The organism is Billgrantia pellis, assembly GCF_008297955.1.
In the GTDB taxonomy this organism is placed as follows: Bacteria; Pseudomonadota; Gammaproteobacteria; order Pseudomonadales; family Halomonadaceae; genus Halomonas; species Halomonas pellis.
The window spans coordinates 176,971-200,275 of sequence record NZ_VTPY01000002.1; the positions used below are offsets into that span (position 1 = coordinate 176,971).

At 64.2% G+C, this 23,305-nt stretch carries 21 protein-coding genes and 1 pseudogene; 17 read left to right on the forward strand and 5 right to left on the reverse strand.

The window, feature by feature from the left end; translation table 11 throughout:
• Positions 1-6: 6 nt before the first annotated feature.
• From F0A17_RS04380 to F0A17_RS04410, 7 genes are all read left to right on the forward strand, one after another.
• On the forward strand, positions 7-1,620 hold the full coding sequence (locus tag F0A17_RS04380) for a 5-guanidino-2-oxopentanoate decarboxylase (RefSeq protein WP_149327147.1): 1,614 nt from the start codon (positions 7-9) through the stop codon (positions 1,618-1,620).
• 30 nt (positions 1,621-1,650) lie between these two features.
• Positions 1,651-3,096 carry an aldehyde dehydrogenase family protein gene (locus tag F0A17_RS04385; RefSeq protein ID WP_149327148.1) on the forward strand — a complete coding sequence of 482 codons (1,446 nt, stop codon included), beginning with the start codon at positions 1,651-1,653 and terminating at the stop codon, positions 3,094-3,096.
• A gap of 72 nt (positions 3,097-3,168) precedes the next feature.
• On the forward strand, positions 3,169-3,657 hold the full coding sequence (locus tag F0A17_RS04390) for a GNAT family N-acetyltransferase (RefSeq protein ID WP_149327149.1): 489 nt from the start codon (positions 3,169-3,171) through the stop codon (positions 3,655-3,657).
• Between the two features lie 152 nt (positions 3,658-3,809).
• Positions 3,810-4,805 (forward strand): TRAP transporter substrate-binding protein, encoded by a 996-nt coding sequence (locus F0A17_RS04395; RefSeq protein ID WP_149327150.1) that lies wholly within the window; start codon positions 3,810-3,812, stop codon positions 4,803-4,805.
• Positions 4,806-5,348, forward strand: a complete 543-nt coding sequence (locus F0A17_RS04400) for a TRAP transporter small permease (protein ID WP_228716804.1) — start codon at positions 4,806-4,808, stop codon at positions 5,346-5,348.
• Complete coding sequence (locus F0A17_RS04405) at positions 5,345-6,604, forward strand: TRAP transporter large permease (protein WP_149327151.1); 1,260 nt, start codon at positions 5,345-5,347, stop codon at positions 6,602-6,604. The genes F0A17_RS04400 and F0A17_RS04405 overlap by 4 nt, the downstream gene beginning before the upstream one ends.
• A gap of 88 nt (positions 6,605-6,692) precedes the next feature.
• Positions 6,693-6,905, forward strand: coding sequence for a hypothetical protein (locus F0A17_RS04410; protein WP_149327152.1), 213 nt, complete (start codon positions 6,693-6,695; stop codon positions 6,903-6,905).
• Between the two features lie 7 nt (positions 6,906-6,912).
• Here F0A17_RS04410 and F0A17_RS04415 read toward each other — a convergent pair whose 3' ends face one another.
• Together F0A17_RS04415 and F0A17_RS20555 are read right to left on the reverse strand one after the other, a co-directional pair.
• On the reverse strand, positions 6,913-7,524 hold the full coding sequence (locus F0A17_RS04415; RefSeq protein WP_223111499.1) for a DUF938 domain-containing protein: 612 nt from the start codon (positions 7,522-7,524) through the stop codon (positions 6,913-6,915).
• Between the two features lie 47 nt (positions 7,525-7,571).
• Entirely contained in the window at positions 7,572-7,712 is a 141-nt protein-coding gene (locus F0A17_RS20555) for a hypothetical protein (RefSeq protein ID WP_187774625.1), read from the reverse strand.
• A gap of 157 nt (positions 7,713-7,869) precedes the next feature.
• On the opposite strand from F0A17_RS20555, the gene F0A17_RS04420 reads away from it, so the two are divergent.
• From F0A17_RS04420 to hutC, 3 genes are all read left to right on the forward strand, one after another.
• Complete coding sequence (locus F0A17_RS04420) at positions 7,870-8,121, forward strand: hypothetical protein (RefSeq protein WP_149327154.1); 252 nt, start codon at positions 7,870-7,872, stop codon at positions 8,119-8,121.
• A gap of 359 nt (positions 8,122-8,480) precedes the next feature.
• Positions 8,481-9,974: a GGDEF domain-containing protein gene (locus F0A17_RS04425; RefSeq protein WP_149327155.1), complete on the forward strand. Its 1,494-nt coding sequence runs from the start codon at positions 8,481-8,483 to the stop codon at positions 9,972-9,974.
• Between the two features lie 107 nt (positions 9,975-10,081).
• Positions 10,082-10,798, forward strand: coding sequence for a histidine utilization repressor (gene hutC / locus F0A17_RS04430; RefSeq protein WP_149327156.1), 717 nt, complete (start codon positions 10,082-10,084; stop codon positions 10,796-10,798).
• A 54-nt stretch (positions 10,799-10,852) separates the two neighbouring features.
• Here the strand turns inward: hutC and F0A17_RS04435 are convergent, their stop codons facing one another.
• The gene (locus tag F0A17_RS04435) at positions 10,853-12,184 is read right to left on the reverse strand and encodes a YjiH family protein (RefSeq protein ID WP_149327157.1); all 1,332 of its coding nucleotides are present in this window, start codon (positions 12,182-12,184) and stop codon (positions 10,853-10,855) included.
• Positions 12,185-12,490: 306 nt separating this feature from the next.
• Here F0A17_RS04435 and hutI point away from each other — a divergent pair, with 306 nt between their 5' ends.
• The 7 genes from hutI to F0A17_RS04470 all read left to right on the forward strand — a co-directional run bounded on the left by hutI (position 12,491) and on the right by F0A17_RS04470 (position 22,683).
• Entirely contained in the window at positions 12,491-13,732 is a 1,242-nt protein-coding gene (gene hutI, locus F0A17_RS04440) for an imidazolonepropionase (protein WP_149327158.1), read from the forward strand.
• A gap of 3 nt (positions 13,733-13,735) precedes the next feature.
• On the forward strand, positions 13,736-14,713 hold the full coding sequence (gene hutG, locus F0A17_RS04445) for a formimidoylglutamase (protein ID WP_187774626.1): 978 nt from the start codon (positions 13,736-13,738) through the stop codon (positions 14,711-14,713).
• A 30-nt stretch (positions 14,714-14,743) separates the two neighbouring features.
• Positions 14,744-16,435, forward strand: a complete 1,692-nt coding sequence (gene hutU, locus F0A17_RS04450) for a urocanate hydratase (RefSeq protein WP_149327159.1) — start codon at positions 14,744-14,746, stop codon at positions 16,433-16,435.
• Positions 16,436-16,507: 72 nt separating this feature from the next.
• A complete protein-coding gene (locus tag F0A17_RS04455) occupies positions 16,508-18,139 on the forward strand; it encodes a BCCT family transporter (protein ID WP_228716805.1) in 1,632 nt (543 codons plus the stop codon).
• Positions 18,132-19,715 carry an HAL/PAL/TAL family ammonia-lyase gene (locus F0A17_RS04460; protein WP_149327160.1) on the forward strand — a complete coding sequence of 528 codons (1,584 nt, stop codon included), beginning with the start codon at positions 18,132-18,134 and terminating at the stop codon, positions 19,713-19,715. Before F0A17_RS04455 ends, F0A17_RS04460 begins: the two co-directional genes overlap by 8 nt.
• The gene (gene hutH, locus F0A17_RS04465; protein WP_149327161.1) at positions 19,682-21,229 is read left to right on the forward strand and encodes a histidine ammonia-lyase; all 1,548 of its coding nucleotides are present in this window, start codon (positions 19,682-19,684) and stop codon (positions 21,227-21,229) included. The genes F0A17_RS04460 and hutH overlap by 34 nt, the downstream gene beginning before the upstream one ends.
• A gap of 107 nt (positions 21,230-21,336) precedes the next feature.
• Positions 21,337-22,683, forward strand: a complete 1,347-nt coding sequence (locus F0A17_RS04470; RefSeq protein ID WP_149327162.1) for a Na+/H+ antiporter family protein — start codon at positions 21,337-21,339, stop codon at positions 22,681-22,683.
• A gap of 15 nt (positions 22,684-22,698) precedes the next feature.
• On the opposite strand, the gene F0A17_RS04475 is transcribed toward F0A17_RS04470, so the two are convergent.
• Entirely contained in the window at positions 22,699-23,049 is a 351-nt protein-coding gene (locus F0A17_RS04475; protein ID WP_422670426.1) for a YchJ family protein, read from the reverse strand.
• 60 nt (positions 23,050-23,109) lie between these two features.
• Positions 23,110-23,175: pseudogene (locus F0A17_RS20985) on the reverse strand (hypothetical protein); the annotation flags it as partial.
• Between the last annotated feature and the right edge of the window lie 130 nt (positions 23,176-23,305).

Genomic DNA, 23,305 nt, shown 5'->3' on the forward strand with positions numbered 1-23,305 from the left:
AACGCCATGACCTGTGCCGAACTGCTGATTCGCCTGCTACGCGACACCCATGGCGTGGATACCGTGTTCGGTATTCCCGGGGTGCATACCGTGGCGCTGTACCGCGGCCTCGAGGAAGGCGGCCTGCGTCACGTCACCCCGCGCCACGAGCAGGGCGCCGGCTTCATGGCCGACGGCTATGCTCGGGCTACCGGACGCCCCGGGGTATGCTTTATCATCACCGGGCCGGGCATGACCAACATCGCCACCGCCATGGGCCAGGCGCTGGCCGACTCGGTGCCGATGCTGGTGATCTCGAGCGTCAATCGCCGTGATACCCTGGGCCGCGGCCAGGGCCGCCTGCACGAGCTGCCCAGCCAGCAGCAACTGCTGGCTGGGTTGGCGCGCTTCAGCCACACTCTGCTCGACCCCGCCGCGCTTGCCGAGACCTTGGCACGCGCCTTCGCCATCTTCCAGGGCGAACGCCCCGGCCCCGTGCACATCGAGATTCCCATCGACCTGTTCGATGCTCCCGTCGTGTTGACCGAGCTGCCGCCGCCCGTCCGCCTGTTCCGCCCCGCGCCCGATCCCGAGGGGCTGGCCCTGGCCGCCGAGTGGCTGCACGCAGCCGAGCGTCCGCTGGTGCTGCTCGGCGGTGGGTGCGTCGAGGCACCGCAAGCGGCATGCACATTGGTGGAGCGCCTCGATGCGCCCACCGTCACCACCATCAACGCCAAGGGCGTGCTGGGGCGAGACCATCGCCTCGACCTGGGCGCCAACGCGGCGTTGCCTGCCGTGCGCAAGCTCGCCCGCGAGGCCGACGTCATCCTGGCCGTGGGTACCGAGCTCGGTGAGACCGACTACGACGTGGTCTTCGACGATGGCTTCGAGCTGCGCGGACGCCTGATCCGCATCGATATCGACGCCCAGCAGTTGGTGCGCAACCAGCCAGTGTCCCTCGGCCTGGTGGGCGACGCCGGACGCAGCCTGGCGCTGCTGGCCGAGCGCTTTCCCGTGCCGCTTGCGCGCGACGGCGCCGAACGCACCGCCACCACGCTGGCGGCACTGGGGCTCGAAGACGACCCGGCCTTCGCGCCCTTCGTGCCGCTTTATGCCGCCCTGCGCGAAGCGCTGCCCGAGGCGATCCTGGTCGGCGACTCCACCGTACCGGTCTATGCCGGCAACCACTTGGTCTCACAGCCCGAGCCACGCCGCTATTTCAACGCCTCCACCGGCTACGGCACCCTGGGCTATGGCCTGCCCGCGGCGCTGGGCGCCCAACTGGGCCAGCCCGATCTCCCGGTGGTGGCGCTGGTCGGCGACGGCGGCGTAATGTTCACCCTTTCGGAGCTGGCCACGGCGGTCGAGGAGAACCTGCCGGTGGTAATTCTCTTGTGGCACAACCTGGGCTACGAGGAGATCCGCCGCTTCATGGACGCCAATGGCGTCGAGCGCGTCGGCGTCGATCTCCGCGCGCCCGATTTCCAGCAGGTCGTCGCCGGATTCGGTTGCGCCTCGCGACGTATCGAAACGCCTGAAGAATTGGCCCGGGCGCTTGCCTCGCGGCCGGCCTCGGCACCCTATCTGATCGAGATCGATGCAGCGGCCTGGCAGAAAGCCATCGCAATGCCCCAGACATAGCCCACCTGCCTTCTCACGGGAAAAGACACCATGCAACGTCTCGACAAGCAGTTCATCGGCAACCGTTGGGTCCCATCGGCCGGGCAGCGTCGGCTGCCGGTGACGAACCCTTATCGCGAGGAGGTGATTGCCGAGGTCACCGTCGGCGACCCGGCCGATGTCGACAGTGCGGTGGCAGCGGCACGGCGCGCCCTACCCGCCTGGCGGGCGAGCTCCGGCGCCGAGCGGGCAGTATACCTGGAGGGTTTCGCCGAGGCGTTGACGCGTCGGCGCGACGAATTGATCCGGCTCTCTTCCACCAACAACGGCAAGGTGCTGGCCGAGGCCGGCATCGACCTCGACGATGCCATCGCCTGCTATCGCTATTATGCGCGTCAGGCCCGCGAGCTCGACCAGCGCCAGGGGCGCCTCGTCGAACTCGAGAGGGATGGCGTCGAGGCGCGCTGCTATCACGATCCGGTGGGCGTGGTCGGGCTGATCACACCGTGGAACTTTCCTCTGGTGACCAGCGCCTGGAAGCTCGCCCCGGCGCTTGCCGCCGGTTGCACCGTTGTGCTCAAGCCCTCCGAAGTCACGCCCCTGCCGGAGCGCGCCTTGGCGGAAATCGCCCTCGAGGTCGACCTGCCCGCCGGGGTACTCAACCTGTTGTTTGGCGACGGTGAGGGTATCGGCGCTCCACTGGCGGCCCACCCTGGCGTTGACAAGGTTTCCTTCACCGGCAGCAACCGGGTCGGCGAGGCGGTGATGCGCGCCGCCGCCGAGCGCACCGCCGATGTCTCGCTGGAGCTGGGCGGCAAGTCGCCGATCCTGGTGATGGAGGATGCCGATCCCGAGCAAGCGGCCGACTGGGTCATGGCCGGTATTTATTTCAATGCCGGCCAGATCTGCTCGGCCACCTCGCGACTGATCGCCCATGAAGCCATTGCCGACAGACTGTACGACGCCTTGGCGGTTCGCATCGACGCCCTGGTACTGGGCAACCCCCTGGAAGACATGACTGACATGGGGCCGTTGACCAGCGCCCGCCAGCGCGAGAACGTCCAGGCCTATCTCGCCATCGCTGAAGGAGAGCGGCTCAGGGCCGTGCGTGATGCCAGCCACCGTACACTCCCACAGCGGGGTTACTTCGTCGCCCCGACACTCTACCGCGACGTGCCGACACACAGCCGACTGTGGCGCGAGGAGATCTTCGGCCCGGTGCTGTGCGCGCGCAGCGTCGCGAGCGAAGAGGAGGCGATCGAGCTGGCCAACGACAGCGACTTCGGCCTGGCAGCGACCGTCGTGAGCGGCGATGGCGAGCGAGCCCGACGCGTCGGACGCCAGCTGCAGGCCGGCAGCGTCTGGCTCAACAGCGAGCAGTTGGTGCTGCCCGAGACCGGTTGGGGCGGCTTCAAGCGCAGCGGCATCGGACGCGAGCTTGGCCCCTGGGGGATTTCCGCCTACCTGGCGGTGAAGCATCTCGTTGGCCCGGCTTGAGGATTGGCTCACCTTTCCACGCTGACATGCCTTAGAATCGTGGGCCAATATCAGGTCTCAAGGAGGACACCGATGATTCGCGTTCGTCCCTATCAGCCGGACGACTGGCCCGCCATGTGGGATTTCATCGCCCCGGTACTGCATGCCGGCGACACTTATGCCATGCCGTGCGACATCGGCGAATCGGATGCCTACCGCATGTGGGTGGAGCTGCCTCGCGCCGTGCGCGTGGCCGAGGACGCCCGCGGAAATGTCCTGGGCACTTACTTCCTCAAGCCCAACCAGCCGGGTCCCGGCGACCACGTGTGCAATTGCGGTTACCTGGTGGCCGCGCATGCCAGGGGGCAAGGCATCGCCAACAAGCTGTGCGAGGATTCACTGCGCGTCGCGCGCGAGCTGGGTTTCACCGCCATGCAGTTCAACATGGTCGTCTCGACCAACGAAGTGGCGATCCGCCAGTGGCAGAAGCACGGCTTCGAGATCGTCGGCACCCTGCCCTGCGCCTTTCGTCATCCACAGCAGGGATTGGTCGACGCCTACGTCATGTACCGCCTGTTATAGGAAGATGACTAAGCGAGAAGCTGCAGTGTTGCGCTTCCAGTCGCTCGGCGAACCCTCCGGCGATGTGTCACTCAATGTCAGCACGACGATTGACCCTGTCGGGGCCGCTGGGGCATTCTCTCAACGGTTTGACCCGACAAAGGAAAATTAAAATGAAAACGTTTGCACGCAGCACGCTGGCACTTGGCATCTCCCTCGCCCTGGTTTCGGCTGTTCAGGCCTCCGATTTCGAAGGCATGGATCCCGTCACCTTGCGCCTGGCCCACGTGGTCAACGAACAGGATGGCTTTCACATCGCCGCGGTCAAGTTCCAGGAGCTGGTCGCCGAGCGTACCGAAGGTGCCGTTTCCATCGATCTCTACCCCAATGCCTCGCTGGGAGATGAACGCACCCTGCTCGAGGGCATGCAGATCGGCACCGTCGACATGGGCGTGATCACCAACGGGCCGGTGGCCAACTTCGTCGAGGAGATGGCGGTTTTCGAACTGCCGTTCCTGTTCCCCTCGCCGGAAGCCGCCTATGAGGTGCTCGATGGCGACATCGGCCAGGAGCTTCTCGACAAGCTCGCCGACGTCAATCTCAAGGGGCTGGCTTATGCCGAGCGCGGCTTTCGCAACCTGACCAACAGCGAACGCCCCGTGCGCAGTCCGGAAGACATCGACGGTCTGCGAATCCGCGTGATGGAGAACCCGGTCTACACCGACACCTTCCGTGAACTCGGTGCCAACGCCATTCCCATGGCCTGGACCGAAGCCCTCACCGCCATGCAGCAGGGCACCATCGACGGCCAGGAGAACCCGGTCAACGTCATCCACTCGTTCAAGCTCTACGAGACCCAGGATCACATGACGCTGTCGCGCCACACCTACGCGCCGGCGATCTTTGTCATGGGCATGCCGGCATGGAACCAGCTCCCCGAGGCCGCCCAGGAGGTGCTGGTGGAAGCCGCTCGGGAGGCCGCCGAGCACGAGCGCCGCATGAACGCCGAGATGGAGGCCGAGCAGCTCGACGAGCTGCGCGCCGCCGGCATGGAGATCGTCGAAGAGCCCGACCTTGCGGCCTTCCAGGCTGCCGTCGAGCCGGTTTACGAGAAGTACGGCGACCAGTTCGGCGATTATCTCACCCGCATCCGCGAGGCACTGCAGTAAGTGAGCGTCCCGCTGCACCCTCTCACGAGCTTGCTGCAGCGTAGCGAACGCGCCCTCGACGCCGTCATTCAGCCCATCGTATTCCTGGGCATGGCGGCGTTGATCGGTGTGATCACGCTGCAGATCGTCTCTCGCGTCCTTTTTACCGCGGTGGGCTGGACCGAGGAGGTCGCCCGCTTCCTGCTGATCTGGATCACCTTCCTCGGCGCTACTCTGGCTTTCCAGCGCGGCAGGCATATTGCCGTGACCTTCGTCGTCGATGCCCTGCCCCCGCGCCTGGCTCAGCTGGCACGCATCACCGCGGTACTGGTGGCACTGGGCTTCCTGGTCGCCCTGATCGTGATCGGTTACCGCTACATGCAAGTGCAGAGCTTCCAGCGCTCTGCCTCGCTGCGGCTGTCGATGACCTACGTCTACGCCGTGATCCCGCTCTCCGCCGCGATCATGGCCTGGTACGCGCTGATCGATGCGATCGAACTCGTCATCAAGCCCCCCCGGTCGGCTGATACAGGAAGCGACAATGCCGAGGAGCCACCGGCATGACGAGCTTGCTTTTTCTCCTGTTCTTCGCCTTCATGCTGCTGGGGGTGCCGATTGCGCTCGCCATCGGCGCCAGCACCCTGCTCGCCCTCAATGCCCAGGGCGTGCCGCTGATGGTGGTGACCCAGCAGATGTTTCAGGGCATCAATTCCTTCGCTCTGGTGGCTGTGCCCATGTTCATTCTCGCCGGTGACCTGATGGCTCAGGGCAAGGTGAGCGAAAAGCTGGTCGACTTCGCCGATTCACTGTTCGGCTTCCTTAAGGGCGGTCTTTCCATCGTCTCGGTCGGTGCCGGCATGTTCTTCGCCGCCATTTCCGGCTCCGGCGCCGCCACCACCGCCGCGGTGGGCTCGAGCCTCGTGCCGGAGCTCAAGCGCAAGGGCTACGATCCGGCGTCGGCGGCCAGCCTGATCGCCGCCAGCGGCACCATCGGCGTGGTGATACCGCCTTCGGTGCCGATGATCATCTACGCCGTCATCGCCCAGCAGTCGGTCTCGAAACTGTTCCTGAACGGCATCGTTCCGGGGGTGCTGATGGGCATCGGCCTGGCGGCCATCGCCATCGTCCAGGCCTACCGCCGTGACTACCCGCGGGGGACCGCGCTTTCCACGGCCACGATTTGGCGCACCCTCAAGAGCGCCAGTTGGGGCCTGATGACCCCAGTGATCATTCTTGGCGGTATTTTTTCCGGCGTCTTCACGCCGAGCGAAGCAGCCGTGGTGGCGGTCAACTACGCATTGCTCGTCTCGCTGTTCGTCTATCGCGACCTCTCGCTCGCCGATGTCTACCGCATCCTGATTCGCTCGGCAATCACCACTTCCGTGATCATGCTGGTCATCGCCACCTCGGCGGTACTGAGCTGGACGCTCTCGAGCTGGCAAGTACCGGGCGCCATCGCCCAGGCCGTGCTGTCGCTCTCCACCGATCCCTACGTGATCATGCTGCTGGTCGTGGCGGTGATCCTGCTGACCGGCGTGTTCATCGAGACCGCCAGCGCCCTGATCATTCTCACGCCGGTGCTGCTGCCGCTAGTGTCCCAGCTCGGTATCGATCCGATCCACTTCGGCATCATCATTGTGATGGGCTTGGCAATCGGCATGATCACGCCTCCGGTGGCGATCAACCTCTATGTCGCTTCATCGGTGACACAACTGCCACTGGAGCGCATCACCCATGCCATCCTGCCTTACCTGCTTGGGCTGATCACCGTGCTGCTGCTAGTGGTTTACGGACCCATCCTGCTCGGTCTCTCCGGCTGAGCAGGTTCCGCTTGACCACCATGCGGCCTGACGTCAGGCTGGCCGCATGTCCGTTATCTGTCTCCGTTATCTGTCGAAGGGGTTTTACGTGACTCTCTTGCTGCGCATCGCCGTCCCCCTGAGCCTCGCCCTGATCGCTGGCTGTACGACCTATACCTACGAGGATGGCAGTCGCAGGACACTGTGGGGCGTACCGGCCGAAGAGGAAACCCGGCGCTACGAGGACGACCGCCAGGCCGAAGGCGTACGCTACCGGGTACCGGGAACAATCGAAGAGAGAAGCGCGGAAGGTACAGAGTAAGCTCCGTTCAGCCATGCCGCCGAAACACCACGCTAAGATTGTTGGCCGGCATTTCGATAGTTTGCTCAAGCATAAATCCGTGCGGCTGAGCCTCGGCCACGACGCTTTCGAGATCACGTACTCCCCAACGCGGGTCGCGCGCCCTGAGGTCGACATCGAACGCGGCATTGCTCTTCGCGGTATGTCGTCCGTCTCGGCGATAGGGGCCGTACAGAAACAGCACGCCGCCCTCTACCAGTCTCTCGGCGGCCTGGGCGACCAGCGCCTCGGTGACTTCCCACGGCGAAATATGTATCAGGTTGATCGCCACGATGCCTTCGAATGGCCCAGCGGGCCAAACGCCGCCGACGTCCAGCGGCATCGGCTCGAGCAGGTTGCCGAGTTCGGCATGCTCGCGCCAGGCGGCGATGGAGCCGCGCGCCTCCGGGTTGGGGTCGCTGGGCTGCCAAATCCATCCCGGCTTGGCCCGGGCGAAATGCACACCGTGCTCTCCACTGCCACTGGCCACTTCGAGCACCCGGGCCTGCTCCGGCAGGACCCGTGAAAGCACGTCGAGGATCGGCTGGCGATTGCGCGCAGCGGCTGGACTCTGCATTCGTCGACACGAGGCGTCTTGCATGGCGTTTCCGTCGGTATTCGGCCCCCGCGCTTGACCGGGGCCACTCATCAACGATGGTGGGATGGGGTCGAGCGCGACGGTCTGCCGCGAAATCCGTCGAGCATCTGCTTGCCCTTACGCTTCAGCCTTGCCCGGTTTTCGGGCTTGCGAAGCCACCAGGCGGCGGCGAGTCCTACCAAGCGTTTCATCCTGACTCCTTGCTGTCGGGCGTGTCCTTCTTTCTTATGGACGTCGCACGTCACCGGGTCAAGCATAAGCGGGAGCGGTTCCCACCGACAAGGACGGGTCGAAAAGCCCATCAACCTCTGCCATGGTTAAGGAGAATCGACAACCAAGGAGGAAGCCATGACGCGCACGGCACGTGTCGAACCGATCAGGGAAGAGCGCCAGGAAGCGACCGTCGTCTCAGGCTGGCGAGTGGTCGACGTCACCGACCCCAACCTGCCGCAGGAGATCTCGCGCCACGAGACGGAGCCCGACGCCATTCGCGCCGCCCGCGATTTCGAGCACGAAACTTCGCTGCAACCCGGGTCCGCCCCCGACGATACCCAGGACTACGACGCCTCCGACCCGCAAGGCGGCAAAGAGCTTCCCTGAGCCGGGTGCTGACGCGTCACGAGTTCGCGACGCGTCGGCGCAGCGCCACGTCGCATAACTCGTCATGAGCCTCGTATCGCTGCGACTCCGGTGTCCTGATGATGCACTTCTCGCTTACCTCCCCGGGTATCGCCACACGCCGCCTCGCCTTCTCTTGTCAGTTTTGAACACACACGATTAATTCAGCCGCAATGTGCCGAAACGGCCCCCTCACGTCATGTAATTGACTCTCATGTAACGCTGAGTTAAAAGACATTAAAGAATAGTTAACAAGACTCAAGACCTATCGCTACAAGCACCCACACTTTTCTAATGCTCACTGCCCGATAAGGATATTGTCATGGTAAAGGAGATGGGTTGTGCTTCCTGATTCGCTAAGCCATTCGCTCGAAGGGTGCACCCAGCTTCCTTCTCTCCCCCAAGTGCTTCTTAACGTCATCGAGCTGGCACGCGATCCCAACGTAAACATGCGAGACATGGTCGCGGCCATTGGCAACGACCCGGCCCTCTCGGTTCAACTGCTCTCCCTGGCCAATACCGTTTTTTATGCCAATCAGCGTCCTGTGGAAGACCTGCAGCAGGCCGTCAGCCGACTGGGCATCGAACGCACGCTTTCGCTGGCACTGAGCTGCAGCCTGGTCGCCACCACCGATACCCGAAAGGCGGCAAACCTGAACCTGGAGCGTTACTGGCAGCGCTCACTGGTCAGCGCCATGAGTGCGCGCCTGCTGGCGAACAACATTGGCCTGTCCGCCGACAGCAGCGCCCTCTTCACCGCCGCACTGCTTCAGGACGTCGGCATGCTCGGCCTGCATGCCGTGGATACCCAACGTTATCTCACCCTGCTGGCGCAGGCATCGAAGCATCGCTCTCTGGTAGCTCTCGAGCAGGACACCTATGGCACCGACCATGCCGAAGTGGGCGCGTGGCTGGCACGCAAGTGGAAGCTCTCGGAGCGCACCGCGGAATGGATTCGCGACAGCCATCAGACCATGATCATCGCCGAGACACCCGAGCAGCGGGCAAAGAACTGTATCGTCGCCTCCGGCTTGATCGCCGATGCCTGGCTGCAAGGCGAGGCCGCCACCAGCAGGCATGCGACACAGCTTGCAGGTTTCTTCGGGCTGGAGTCCAGCGAGATGATCGCTCACCTGATCTCGCTGCAGGAACAGCTTCCCTCGGTCGCGATGCTCTACAACGTGTCCCCGCCCGAGCGTCTCGATCCCAACCAGATCATGCATGAAGCCAAGATGCTGCTGCTCGAGCGTACGGCACGCCTGCAGCAGGATCTACAACAGAAGCAGCAGGAGCTGGAATTGCTGCGCCTCGAGCAGGAGGAGCTCGCCCTGAGGGCGCGGCTGGATTCCCTGACCGAGCTCTACAATCGCGAGCATCTGGAGAAGACGCTGCGACAGCAGTTCGACGAGACACGTCGTACCGGTGATCCGCTATCGATCGTCTTCGTCGACTTGGATCATTTCAAGGAGGTCAACGATCGCTTCGGCCACGATGTCGGCGACGAGGTTCTCATCAAACTCTCCTCGCTCATGCGTCAGGCCATCAACGACCAGGAGATTCATGCCGGCCGCTACGGTGGTGACGAGTTCATCCTGATCCTGCCGGGTTACGACATGGAGCAAGCCAGAACCTTTGCTGAAGTGCTGCGCGCCAAGATCGGAACCCTTCCCTGGGTCACATCGGCGAGCGATCGATTGCAGATCACTGCCTCCTTCGGCCTGGCCACGATAGAACGCAGCACACCCTACCAGAACGTGGAATCGCTGATCAGAGCCGCCGATCGCTGCATGTATCGCTCCAAGCACGACGGGCGCGATCGGATCTCGGCGGTTTGACGCAACGGCACGGTAACGAACCGGTACGTTGGAAGGTGCCATGAGCAAACGAGGTGAGTAGACTTGTGCCAAGTCATTCGCCTCAGGCCAGAAGGAACGCATCGCTCATGGGCAGCTCCCCCCCGCGCTACCTGCAGATCCAACAGCACCTGCTCGAGAAGATCCAGGGTGGCGAGTGGCCGGCACATCACCAGATCCCTCCCGAAGAGCAGTTGGCCCGAGATTTCGGCGTCAGTCGCATGACGGCCAACAAGGCGATACGCGATCTGGTTCACCAAGGCTACCTGAGCCGCCAGCCGGGACTCGGCACTTTCGTTACCGATCGCAAGGCGGAGTCCTCGCTGGTCGAGGTGCATAACATCGCTGAGGAAGTACGCGGACGCGGTCATGCCTACAGCAGCGACTTACTGGTCGCGGAAGCCATCGCCGCCGACGATGAGATCGCGCTGCGCCTCGGCGTACGGCTCGGCACGCGGGTATTCCATACCCGGATCGTCCATCGCGAGAATGGCGTGCCGATCCAGCTCGAGGATCGCTTCGTCAATCCTCGCTGGGTACCCGATTACCTCGATACCGATTTCAGCCGCCGTACTCCCAATGAAGTGCTGGTGGCCACCTGCCCCATCACCGACATCGAACACGTGGTCGAGGCGATTCTGGTCGACATGACCATCGCCGAACGGCTCGAAATGGCACCCGAACTGCCGTGCCTGAGCATGACCCGACGCACCTGGTCGGGGGAACACTTGATTAGCTACGCCCGGTTGATACATCCCGGCGAGCGCTACAAGCTGCGCTCGTCTATGCATCGTAACGGCTCATAAACGGGCATTGGTGCAGCGAGACCGGCCATATGCCCGGCCTCGCTTATATCCGGACTAGCCGCCAGCGACCGTCTGCACCAGGTAACCCGCCGGCACCGATAACATCAGGCTCAACGCCACGCGCAGGAACCACACCGCCACGATGCGCCCTACCGTGAGCGGAATGCGGGTCGCCAGGATGCAGGGAATCGACGCGGAGAAGAACAGCACCGCCGAGACCGATACCACGCCGGCGGCGAAGCGGGCGACGAACTCGGCCTCGGTCATCAGCAGTGCGGGCAGGAACATCTCGGCAAGCCCCGCCGCGGATGCCTGGGCCAGGGCCATGCCGTCCTCGAGCCCCCAGATCGCCACGAAGGGGTAGAACAGCAACCCCAGCCACTCGAACAGCGGGGTGTACTTGGCCACGAGCAGCCCGAACAATCCCACCGACATGATCGAGGGCAGGATGCTGATCGCCATCAGCACTCCTTCCCGCACGTTCAACGCCACGCTTCGATGCAATCCCGGCGCCCTGTCCGCCACAGCCAGGCCGGTCTTCCACGCGGTGGCCAGCCGCTTGCCGGGTATCGCCTCGGGCTCGCCATCGCTCCTGGCATCGTCCATTCGAGCGAGCGGCGGCAGGCGAACGGTGATGGCGGTCACCACGAAGGTGATCGCCAGCGTCAACCAGAAGTAGAGATTCCATACGCTCATCAGCTCCAAGGTACGTGCCACGATGATCATGAATGTCGCCGAGACCGTGGAGAAACCGGTGGCGATAATCGCCGCTTCCCGTGCCGAGTACTGCCCCGCCTGGTAGACCCGGTTAGTGATCAGCAGGCCGATCGAGTAACTGCCCACGAATGAAGCCACCGCATCGATGGCGCTGCGACCCGGCGTGCGCCAGATCGGCCGCATGACCGGCTGCAGCAATACACCGACCAGCTCCAGCAGCCCGTAGCCGATCAGCAGCGCCAGGAATACCGCACCGATCGGCACGATCAACCCGACCGGTATCACCAGTTTGTCGAACAGGAACGGCAGCATGTCCGGCTCATGCAGCAGTGCCGGCCCCCAGCCCGTCAGTGCCATCACGGCTACCGCCACGCCGGCGAGTTTCAGCACGGTGAAGATGCACTCGGTCAGGTTGTGCTTCCAGGTGCCTTTCCACAATGGGTAAGCCGCGCCGGCCAGGATCAGCGCCAGCGCATACAGGCCGGCGGCTTCGCCCAGCAAGCCCCGGGCCGCGGTGACCATGTGGTCGAGCAGAATGGTCTGGCGCCCGCCGAGAGTGACGGGAACGAAGAAGATCAGGATGCCCAGCGAACTGGGTACGAACAACTTGGCTGCCGTGATCCAGGCGCCGCCGAGCAAATTGCGAGTGGCCGGTTCCGGTATCGCCATGGTCGCTTCCTCACGTTGTGATTGTGGTCGTGCGGCTCGTCCTGCGGGTTGGCAGGGGTACGCCTATTTGTATATACAATAAAGCTCGCCCAGGCACCAAACACGATTCGCCGCCCCCCCTCATGCTTTGGTCTAAAGATCGTTCTACCGGCGCTATATCTCATTAGCAATGCTATGTTTTTATTGAGCTTAATGAGCCTATTGGTGAGCTGACCACGGCTCGCCAGCACTATCGTGCCGGAAGCGACTTGACCTCGCGGCTGTGACGACTTAAATGTATATACAATACGAATGACAGGAGCCTCCATGACCACGCCTTCACCGATTCGCCGACTCTGGCGCGACGTCACGCTGTTCGATGGCTTGGATACCCTACCCGAGCCGATGGCGATCATCGTCGAGGGTGAGCGCATCTTGCGTGTCGTGCCTTCCGCTCGGCTCGCCGACGATGAAGCCGTCAACTGCACGCTACAAGGGACTGGCGGAGTGCTGACCCCCGGCCTCGTCGACTGCCATACCCACCTGGTGTTCGGCGGCTCGCGGGCCGATGAGTTCGAGAGCCGCCTGGAGGGTGTCAGCTACGAGGAAATTGCCCGACGCGGAGGGGGCATCCTCAGCACCGTGCATGCCACACGGGCCGCCAGCGAGGAAGCCCTCTTCCACGCGGCGAAATCCAGGCTCGAAGCCTTGATGCGCGAAGGTGTGACGACCGTAGAGATCAAGTCCGGCTACGGGCTGAGCGTGACGGACGAGTTGAAGATGCTGCGCGTGGCACGTCGACTCGGCGAGGCATTGCCGGTGCGGGTGGTGACCACGCTGCTGGGCGCCCATGCCCTGCCGCCGGAGTTCAAGGATGACAGCGACGGCTACATCGACCTGGTATGCCGCGACATGATTCCGGCCGCCGCCGATCAAGGCCTGGCCGATGCCGTGGACGTGTTCTGCGAGAAGATTGCCTTTTCCGTCGCGCAGTGCGAACGCGTCTTCGAGGCCGCCGAAGCCCATGGCCTGCCGATCAAGGCCCATGCCGAGCAACTCTCGAACCTGGGCGGCAGCGCCATGGCGGCTCGCCACGGTGCACTTTCCGCCGACCATATCGAGTACCTCGACGAGACCGGCGTTGCCGCCCTGCGTGAGGCCGGTAGCGTCGCGGTGCTGCTGCCCGGCGCTTTCCATACCTTGCGCGAGACACAGCTGCCACCCATTGCCGCGCTACGCGAGGCCGGCGTGCCCATGGCCGTCGCCACCGATGCCAACCCCGGCAGCTCGCCGCTGTTCATGCCGACGCTGATGCTCAACTTCGCTTGCACCCTGTTCCGCCTGACACCGCGTGAGGCCCTGACCGGCATGACGGCTCACGGCGCGCGCGCCCTCGGCCTGCATCGGCAATCGCTCGGGCGCATTGTCGAGGGTGCCCCGGCAGACCTGTGCCTGTGGGACGTCGAGACGCCTGCCGAGCTGGCCTATGCCGTGCAGCCTGGCCGGCTTCGCCAACGTATCTTCCAGGGCCAATGGACCAGGGACAACGCATCATTCTTGGAGAGCTGACCCATGACCAACGCCAGCACTGATTCGCATCTGGCCGATCCGGCCATCGACATGTCGCCCTGGGCGGGGCGCGAGGACCCGGAACCCGACAGCCTGCGCTGGCACCAGGTCATCACCCCGCTGAAGCGGGGGGCCAGCCCGGGCCTTGCCCTGCTCGGCTTCGCCTGCGACGCCGGAGTGGCGCGCAATCAGGGTCGTATCGGCGCCGCCGAAGGGCCCCGCGCCATTCGCCGCGCGCTGGCTCCGCTGGCCTGGCATCGGACCGCCCCCGTCTTCGACGCCGGCGACGTGAACTGCCATGGCAACGACGATCTCGAAGCGGCGCAGCAGCGCCTGGCCGAACGGGTCGCCGCCCTGCTGTCGGCGTCGCACCTGCCGCTGATTTTCGGCGGCGGTCATGAAGTCGCCTTCGGCAGTTGGTCGGGCCTGGCCCGCCATCTCGAAGCTCAGGGCGAGGCGCGGCCACGGGTCGGCATCATCAACCTCGACGCCCATTTCGACCTGCGCGACCCGAGTCAGACGCGCTCCTCCGGCACGCCCTTCGCCCAGATCGCCGCCGAGTGCCACGCCCGCGGCTGGCCGTTCCGCTACGCCTGCCTGGGAGTCAGCCGAGCCAGCAATACCCGGGCCCTGTTCGCCCGCGCTCGCGAATTCGGCGTGCTGGTACGTGAAGACCGCGAGTTCACGGCGCAGCACCTGGACGCTATCGTTCGCGACCTGCAGCGCTTCATGGCGCACTGCGACCACCTCTACCTGACGGCCGACCTCGACGTCCTACCGGCCGCCGAGGCGCCTGGCGTCAGCGCGCCCGCCGCCCGTGGCGTATCGCTGGCCCTGCTCGAACCGCTGCTCGAAGCGGTGCGCGACAGCGGCAAGCTGCGCCTGGCCGACATCGCCGAACTCAACCCCGGTTTCGACATCGACACCCGCACCGCCCGCGCGGCGGCGCGCCTGATCCACCAGCTCACGCTGGATAGCTGAAAACGACACGTAACGAGAGACGACACGCCCATGAACCGCCACTCCCCGATCGCCACCGACCCGCGCCACGACCCCAATCGGCGCATCGCCGCCCCCACCGGCAGCACGCTCAGCTGCAAGAGCTGGCTGACCGAAGCGCCGCTGCGCATGCTGATGAACAACCTCCACCCGGACGTGGCCGAGCGTCCAGAAGACCTGGTGGTCTACGGCGGCATTGGCCGCGCGGCTCGCGACTGGCAGTGCTTCGACACCATCGTCGCGACACTCAAGCGCCTGGAGGACAACCAGACTCTGCTGATCCAGTCCGGCAAGCCAGTGGGCGTGTTCGAGACCCACAAGGACGCCCCTCGGGTGCTGCTGGCCAACTCCAACCTGGTCCCGGCCTGGGCCAACTGGGAGCATTTCAACGAGCTGGATCGCAAGGGCCTGATGATGTACGGCCAGATGACGGCGGGGTCGTGGATCTACATCGGCTCCCAGGGCATCGTCCAGGGCACCTATGAAACCTTCGTCGAGGCCGGGCGCCAGCACTACGACGGCGATCTCACCGGCCGCTGGATTCTTACCGCCGGGCTCGGCGGCATGGGCGGCGCCCAGCCGCTGGCGGCGAGCCTGGCCGGCGCCTGCTCGCTCAACGTCGAGTGCCAGCAGTCGCGCATCGACTTCCGCCTGCGCACCCGCTACCTGGACGAGCAGGCCAAGGATCTGGACGATGCCCTGGCACGACTCGAGCGCTACACCGCCGAGGGCAAGGCGGTCTCCATCGGCCTGTGCGGCAACGCTGCCGAGGTGCTGCCGGCACTGGTCAAGCGTGGCGTCAAGCCGGACATGGTCACCGACCAGACCAGCGCCCACGACCCGCTGCACGGCTACCTGCCTGCCGGCTGGAACTGGGACGAGTACGTCGAGCGCGGCAAGGCCGAGCCCGACGCCGTGGTCAAGGCCGCCAAGCAGTCCATGGCGGTGCACGTGCAGGCCATGCTCGACTTCCAGAAGATGGGCGTGCCCACCTTCGACTACGGCAACAATATTCGTCAGATGGCCAAGGAAGAAGGCGTCGCCAACGCCTTCGACTTCCCCGGCTTCGTACCGGCCTACATCCGCCCGCTGTTCTGCCAGGGCATCGGCCCCTTCCGCTGGGCGGCGCTTTCCGGCGACCCGGAGGATATCGTCAAGACCGATGCCAAGGTCAAGGAGCTGATCCCCGACGACCCGCACCTGCACCGCTGGCTCGACATGGCCCAGGAGCGCATCAGCTTCCAGGGGCTGCCGGCGCGCATCTGCTGGGTGGGCCTCAAGGATCGCGCCCGCCTCGGCCAGGCCTTCAACGAGATGGTGAAGAACGGCGAACTCAAGGCCCCCGTGGTCATCGGCCGCGACCACCTCGACTCCGGCTCGGTGGCGAGCCCCAACCGCGAGACCGAAGCCATGCTGGACGGCTCCGACGCCGTCTCCGACTGGCCGCTGCTCAACGCCCTGCTCAACACCGCTGGCGGCGCCACCTGGGTCTCGCTGCACCACGGCGGCGGCGTGGGCATGGGCTATTCCCAGCACGCCGGGGTGGTGATCGTCGCCGACGGCACGGACGACGCCCACGCCCGCCTGGGCCGGGTGCTACGCAACGACCCGGCCACCGGGGTGATGCGTCACGCCGATGCCGGGTACGATATCGCCAAGCAGTGTGCCCGGGAAAATGGGTTGGACCTGCCGATGCTCGAGTAAACCTCACACGCATGTCTGCTCGTTGACACGAGACCTGACGTTACCGTCATGTCATCGACATGTCGGTAACGCTTGCTGCACCCGGACAACAATTCCATAAGGCCTCTTCCAATGTCAGCTCCAATCAAGAAAAGTCTGAATCGAAGCGTATTCATTCCGTCCTTTGCCATTATCTTGCTGGCCGTCACCATTGGTCTTGCCAATAACGAGCTACTAGTCAGCGTCGCCAGACAGCTGTTCTACCTATCTCTCTCCGATTTCGGCTGGCTCTACCAACTGTTGGCTGTGGCAGCGCTTGGCGTCACCGTCTACATATTCTTTTCCAAGGTCGGCAACATTCGGCTAGGCGGAGAGAACGCCAAGCCGACATTTTCAATGGCAACAACATTCGCCATGGCGCTAACCGGCGGCATCGCCACGGGTGTAGTGACTTACTCGGTCAACGAGCCGATCATCTATCTAGGCAATGTTTATGGCGAAATCGGGAATCAAACCTTTGAGCCCGGCAGTGCCGAAGCCGCCATATTTGCATTGGCCAGGAGCTTCCACAATTGGAGCTTCATTCCTTATGCCATGTATTCCATCGTCGGTTTGATGATCGGCTACATGCACTTCAACCGCCAACAGCGCTTTTCGATCTCGTCGACGCTGTTACCCATTCTTGGCAATACCGAACGCAAGCCCTTGGTTCGTGCGGTGGTTGATATCATTTCCATCCTGGCGATCGCCCTGGGGCTCGCCTCGTCGCTGGGCGCCGGCCTGGCCCTGATCAGTTCCGGCCTCGAGGTCGAATACGGCATTGCCTCGAACCCCACCACCTGGTTGATCCTGACGCTGATCATCTCGGCCATCTTCATCACTTCGGCAGTCTCCGGACTCAAGCGCGGCATCCGCTTCTTGTCATCGGTCAATGCCTACATCTTCTATGCCTTCGTTGTCATCCTGCTGATAATCGGCCCGCTAAACTACATTCTCAGCCTATCGGTGACCAGCCTGGGTTATTGGCTCGACAACGTCTTCCTATGGTCGTTCGATACAAAGGAGTCGGGAGGCGAGGCTCTAGTCACCTGGTGGACCATGTATGACTGGTCGATTTGGATCGCCTATGCACCGCTGATGGGGCTGTTCCTCGCACGCATCTCCTACGGTAGAACACTACGCGAATTCCTCGTCATCAACTGGATCTTGCCCTCGGCGTTCGGCATCGCCTGGTTCGCCATCTGGGGAGGGTCGGCGATCAAGTGGCAAATGGACGGCACCCTGGACCTGATCGCGGTCGTAACCGAGAGCGGCGCGGTATCGGGGCTATGGGGCTTCCTGCAGCACCTGCCGCTGTCCATCCTACTGATTCCGCTGGCCATCCTGACCCTGATCATCTCCTTCTCCACCGCCGCGGACTCGATGTCATCGACCATCGCCACCATCTGCACCAAGAACATGACGGCGGAGGAAGAGGCCCCCCGCAAGCAGAAGATCCTGTGGGGCCTCTCTATCGGTGTCATCGCCTACATCATGGTGGCCTTCGGCGGCGGCGCCCAGGGCGTGGATGGCATTAAGTTCCTGGCCGCAGCAGGAGGATTCACCGTGCTGTTCCTGTTTGCGCTGATCGTGGCCGCGGCAGTAAAAACTTTCATTGTGCGGGGGGCTCATGAACAGTCTCAGCCAGACGCACTGGGCCAATTGGTGGAAACTGCCCATGAATGAGCATGCCGAATGCGTTGAGCTCGGCGCAACGCCGGTTGAATGGCAGCAAGTGGTCCGGGTGGCTCGCCACGGCGCGCTCCTGTCGCTATCGCAGGGCGCATGGGAGAGGATCGCCAAGGCGCGCCAGGCCGTAGAGGAAATAGCATCTTCCCCGGTACCGTACTATGGCATCAATACCGGCCTGGGCGCCCTCTGCGATGTCGTACTCGGGCGAGACGAGCTGCAGCGGCTCTCCTACCATACGCTGATGAGCCATGCTTGTGGTGTGGGTACGCCACTTCGGACGGAGCAGGTCCGGGCGATCATCTGCTGCGCCGTCATCAATTACAGCCACGGCTATTCCGGTATCAGCCCTGTAATCGTAAAAGGGCTGCTACAGCTGCTGAACGAGCAGATCACACCGATCGTGCCCTCACGTGGCTCGGTCGGCTACCTTACCCATATGGCACACATCGGCCTGGCGCTGATTGGCCACGGGGAGGTCGAGTTCCGCGGCCAGCGAATATCGGCCAGACAGGCGCTGGATGCCATCGGGATGGCCCCATTGACCCTCGGTCCCAAGGATGGTCTAAGCCTGGTCAATGGCACTCCGGCCATGACCGGCCTGGCTTGCCTCGCCCTAGAGGATACCGCCCGACTGGCTGCTTGGGCCGATATTGTCGGTGCCATGAGCTTCGAGGCCTTGGGTGGCCAGTTGGATGCGCTGCTACCTCAAGTGACGGGCCTCAAGCGGCATGAAGGCGTCCAGCACGCCGGGGACAACCTGCACCGATTGCTGCAGGGCAGCAGGCGCCTTGCACGCTGTCAGGGCCAACACCTCCAGGACGCGCTCAGCTTGCGCTCGATACCCCAGGTGCATGGCGCCTGCCGCGATCAATTCGCGCATGCCGAAAAGCATGTCGACAATGAGTTGAATTCGGCGACTGACAATCCTCTGGTAATTGCGATGGGGGATGGCTATCGCGTCGTCTCGAACGCCAACCCGCATGGTGCCTCGGTGGCCATGGCATGCGATCTGCTGGCAATCGCCGTGTGCGAGTGGAGTTCGATTTCCGAACGCCGTACCTATCGTCTCGTTACGCCGCAGGCCAGTCGGCTGCCGCCGTTCCTCACCCACGACGTCGGAGTCAAGTCGGGCATGATGATTGCCCAGTACACGGCAGCCTCGTTGGTTGCCGACAACAAGCGCCTGGCCCAGCCCGCAGTCATCGATAATTTCCTGACCTCAGGATTGCAAGAAGATCACCTGAGCCTTGGGGAAAGCGCTGCCCTGAAGCTGGACCAGGCCCTCGACAATGCTTTCCAGGTACTGGCCATCGAATACCTGCTGGCTGCCCAGGCCTTCGACCTGATCGATGACCAGGCCTTCGCCCCAGGCACTGTGTTGGCCTGGAAAACTTTGCGAGAGGCGATCCCCTTTTATGATGAAGAGCATCCCCTACATCGGGATCTGCAGACCGCTCGACACTTGTTTCAGGATACGTCTCGACAGGCCGCCTTCATTAAAATTGCCCCCCACCTGTACCCTGGAAAGAGGCAGACATGTCTAATTTCAGTATCAATCCCGGCAGCATGACCCTGGCCCAGGCGCGCCAGGTCTTCGAGGCGCCGCTGCGCGTGATGCTGCCCGACAGCGCCGACGCCGCCATCCGGCGCGGCGTCGACTGCGTCAATCGCGTCGTCGCCGAGGATCGCACCGTCTACGGCATCAACACCGGCTTCGGCCTGCTGGCCCAGACCCGCATCGACCATGACCACCTGGAGGACCTCCAGCGCTCGCTGGTGCTGTCTCACGCCACCGGGGTCGGCGAGCCCATGGAAGATGCCCTGGTACGGCTGATCATGGTACTCAAGGTCAACAGCCTGGCCCGCGGCTTCTCCGGCATCCGCCGCGAGGTGCTCGACGCCCTGCTCGCCCTGGTCAACGCCGAGGTCTACCCGCACATTCCGCTCAAGGGCTCCGTTGGCGCTTCCGGCGACTTGGCACCGCTCGCTCATATGAGCGTGGTGCTGCTCGGCGAAGGCAAGGCACGCCATCGCGGCGAATGGATCCCCGCTCGTCAGGCCCTCGAGATCGCCGGGCTCGAGCCGCTCAGGCTCGCCCCCAAGGAGGGCCTGGCGCTGCTCAACGGCACCCAGGTTTCCACCGCCTACGCCCTGAAAGGGCTGTTCGAGGCTGAAGACCTGTACGCGGCCGCCACGGTTTGCGGCGCGCTGACGGTGGAGGCCACGCTCAGCTCCCGCGCGCCCTTCGATGCCCGCATCCACGACGCCCGCGGTCAGCGCGGCCAGATCGACGCCGCCGCGGCCTATCGCCACCTGCTGGGTGAACGCAGCGAGATCAGCGACTCCCACGCCCACTGCGACAAGGTGCAGGACCCCTACTCGCTACGCTGCCAACCCCAGGTGATGGGCACAGTGCTGACCCAGATCCGCCAGGCCGCCGACGTGCTGGCCATCGAGGTGAATGCGGTATCGGACAACCCGCTGGTGTTCAGCGGCGAAGGCGACATCCTCTCCGGCGGCAACTTCCATGCCGAGCCGGTGGCCATGGCCGCCGACAACCTGGCCTTGGCCCTGGCCGAGATCGGCTCACTCACCGAGCGCCGCGTCTCGCTGATGATGGATACCCACATGTCGCAATTGCCCCCGTTCCTGGTGGAGAACGGCGGCGTCAACTCCGGCTTCATGATCGCCCAGGTCACCGCCGCGGCGCTGGCCAGCGAGAACAAGGCACTGGCCCACCCCCACAGCGTCGACAGCCTGCCCACCTCGGCCAACCAGGAGGATCACGTCTCCATGGCCCCGGCCGCCGGCAGGCGATTATGGGAGATGGCCGACAATGTCAGGAACATTCTCGCCATCGAATGGCTGGCCGCTTGCCAGGGCCTCGACTTTCGACTCGATGCGAACGGGCATCGGCTGGAAAGCACGCCGCGTCTGGAACAGGCCAGACAGGCGCTGCGGAACGAGGTCGCCTACTACGACCGCGACCGCTTCTTCGCCCCCGACATCGAACGGGCCAACCGGCTGCTCGCCTCGCGGGCGCTCAACGGGCTGATGCCGTGGGCACTGCTGCCAAGCCACTGACCCGGCGGGCCGTTTAAGGTAAGATACGCTGCCCCGGCGCTTCGGCCCGGGGTTTTCTTCTAACTCACCCCTTATCTCGACCCCGTTCATTCAGCCAAGAGCCACACATGAATGCCATCGTTCTGGCCATCCTGGTCATGGTCACCCTCAGTCTTGCCCGCGTTTCCGTCGTCTTTGCCCTGATCGCCGCCAGCCTGGTAGGGGGTCTGATGGCAGGCCTACCGATCGGCGACATCATGAGTGCGTTCAACGAGGGCCTGGGCAGCGGCGCTACCGTCGCCCTGGCCTACGCCGTGCTAGGCGCCTTTGCCGTAGCCCTGTCGCGCTCCGGGGTCACCGAGCTGTTGGCCGAGCGCGCCATTCGCGGGCTGCACCTCGACGACCAGCCAACAAGCCGGCGCTGGGTCGCCTTCACTCTGCTGGGCGCCCTGCTGGCCGCAGCCGTCAGCTCGCAGAACCTGATTCCCGTGCACATCGCGTTCATACCCGTACTGGTGCCGCCGCTGCTCAAGCTGATGAATCATCTGCGGCTGGATCGCCGTCTCGCCGCCTGTGTGATCACCTTCGGTATTACGGCGCCCTACATGTTGCTGCCGGTAGGTTTCGGTGCCATCTTCCTCAACGACATCTTACTCACCAACCTCAACGCGAGCGGCGCCGAACTGGGCCTCGAGGTGACGCGCGGCATGGTGCCCATGGCCATGCTGATTCCCATCGGCGGCATGGCATTGGGTCTCGTCGTGGCGGCTCTGCTGAGCTATCGCCGCCCGCGCCGCTACGAAGACCGCGACCTGGCCCACGGCGACGAGACGCCGGCCCAGGCCGCCCGGCATCTCGCACCCTGGCAGATGGCCGTCCTCGCCGCGGCGTTGGTGGGCACGGTAGCGACCCAACTGCTCTCCGGCTCCATGGTGCTCGGCGGGCTGTTCGGCTTCGCCCTGCTCTCGGTGAGCGGCGTGTTCCGCTGGCACGAACAGGACGGTATCTTCACCGAAGGCATGCGCATGATGGCGCAGGTAGGCTTTATCATGATCAGCGCGGCGGGTTTCGCCGGGGTGATGCAGGCCACCGGGGAGGTGTCCGCACTGGTGGAGGGTTCGGCGGAGCTGATCGGTGACAACAAGGGGCTGGCGGCATTGATCATGCTGCTGGTGGGGCTGTTCATCACCATGGGCATCGGCTCGTCATTCTCCACCGTGCCGATCATCGCCTCGCTCTACGTGCCGCTGGCGCTCGGCTTCGGCTTCTCGCCCATGGCCACCATCGCCCTGGTGGGCACCGCCGCCGCGCTGGGCGACGCCGGCTCCCCCGCCTCGGATTCGACCCTCGGCCCCACCGCCGGGCTCAACGCCGACGGCCAGCACGACCACATCTGGGATACCGTGGTGCCGACCTTCCTGCACTACAACGTGCCGCTGATCGGTTTCGGCTGGCTGGCGGCGATGATCCTCTGAGCTCGCACCTGCGGCCTAGCATGCACAGCAACTCTTGAACTTGCGCCCGCTGCCGCAGGGGCAGGCATCGTTGCGGCCGGGCTTGAGGCGGGTGACGCTGGGCGTGCCGTCCAGATAAACCCAGCGCCCCGCCTCGTACACGAAGCGGGAGCTTTCCTCCAGCACGCCCCAGCGCTTGCCCTCGCGAAAGGTCGCACGAAAGTGCACGCGGCCCTTGTTTCCGTCCTGCCCATGATCCAGCACCTCCAATCGCACCCAGCGTGACGACGCGTCGAGGTCCAGCGCGGTCGGGCGTGTGCTCGGGTGCCAGGTGTCACGCAGGTAATCATGCAGGCCCAGGGCGAAGGCGCTGTAGCGGGAGCGCATCAGCGTTTCCGGAGTGGGCGCCGGCTCGCCGCCGTGAAAAGGACCGCAACAGGACGCAAGGCGCATGCCACTGCCGCATGGGCAGCGCTCCCTCGCGCTTGGCGAAAGGACGTCGGCGGAAGGCATGAAAATCTCCGGTCAGTGCGTCTGGCGACAGGATACCCGGCACGCGGCTGTCAAGCATCTTTCCCCTTGCCGCCGGCTTGCGCCTCGAAACTTGTCCCGCATCACGGTAACGCGGCATCTACCATGCTAC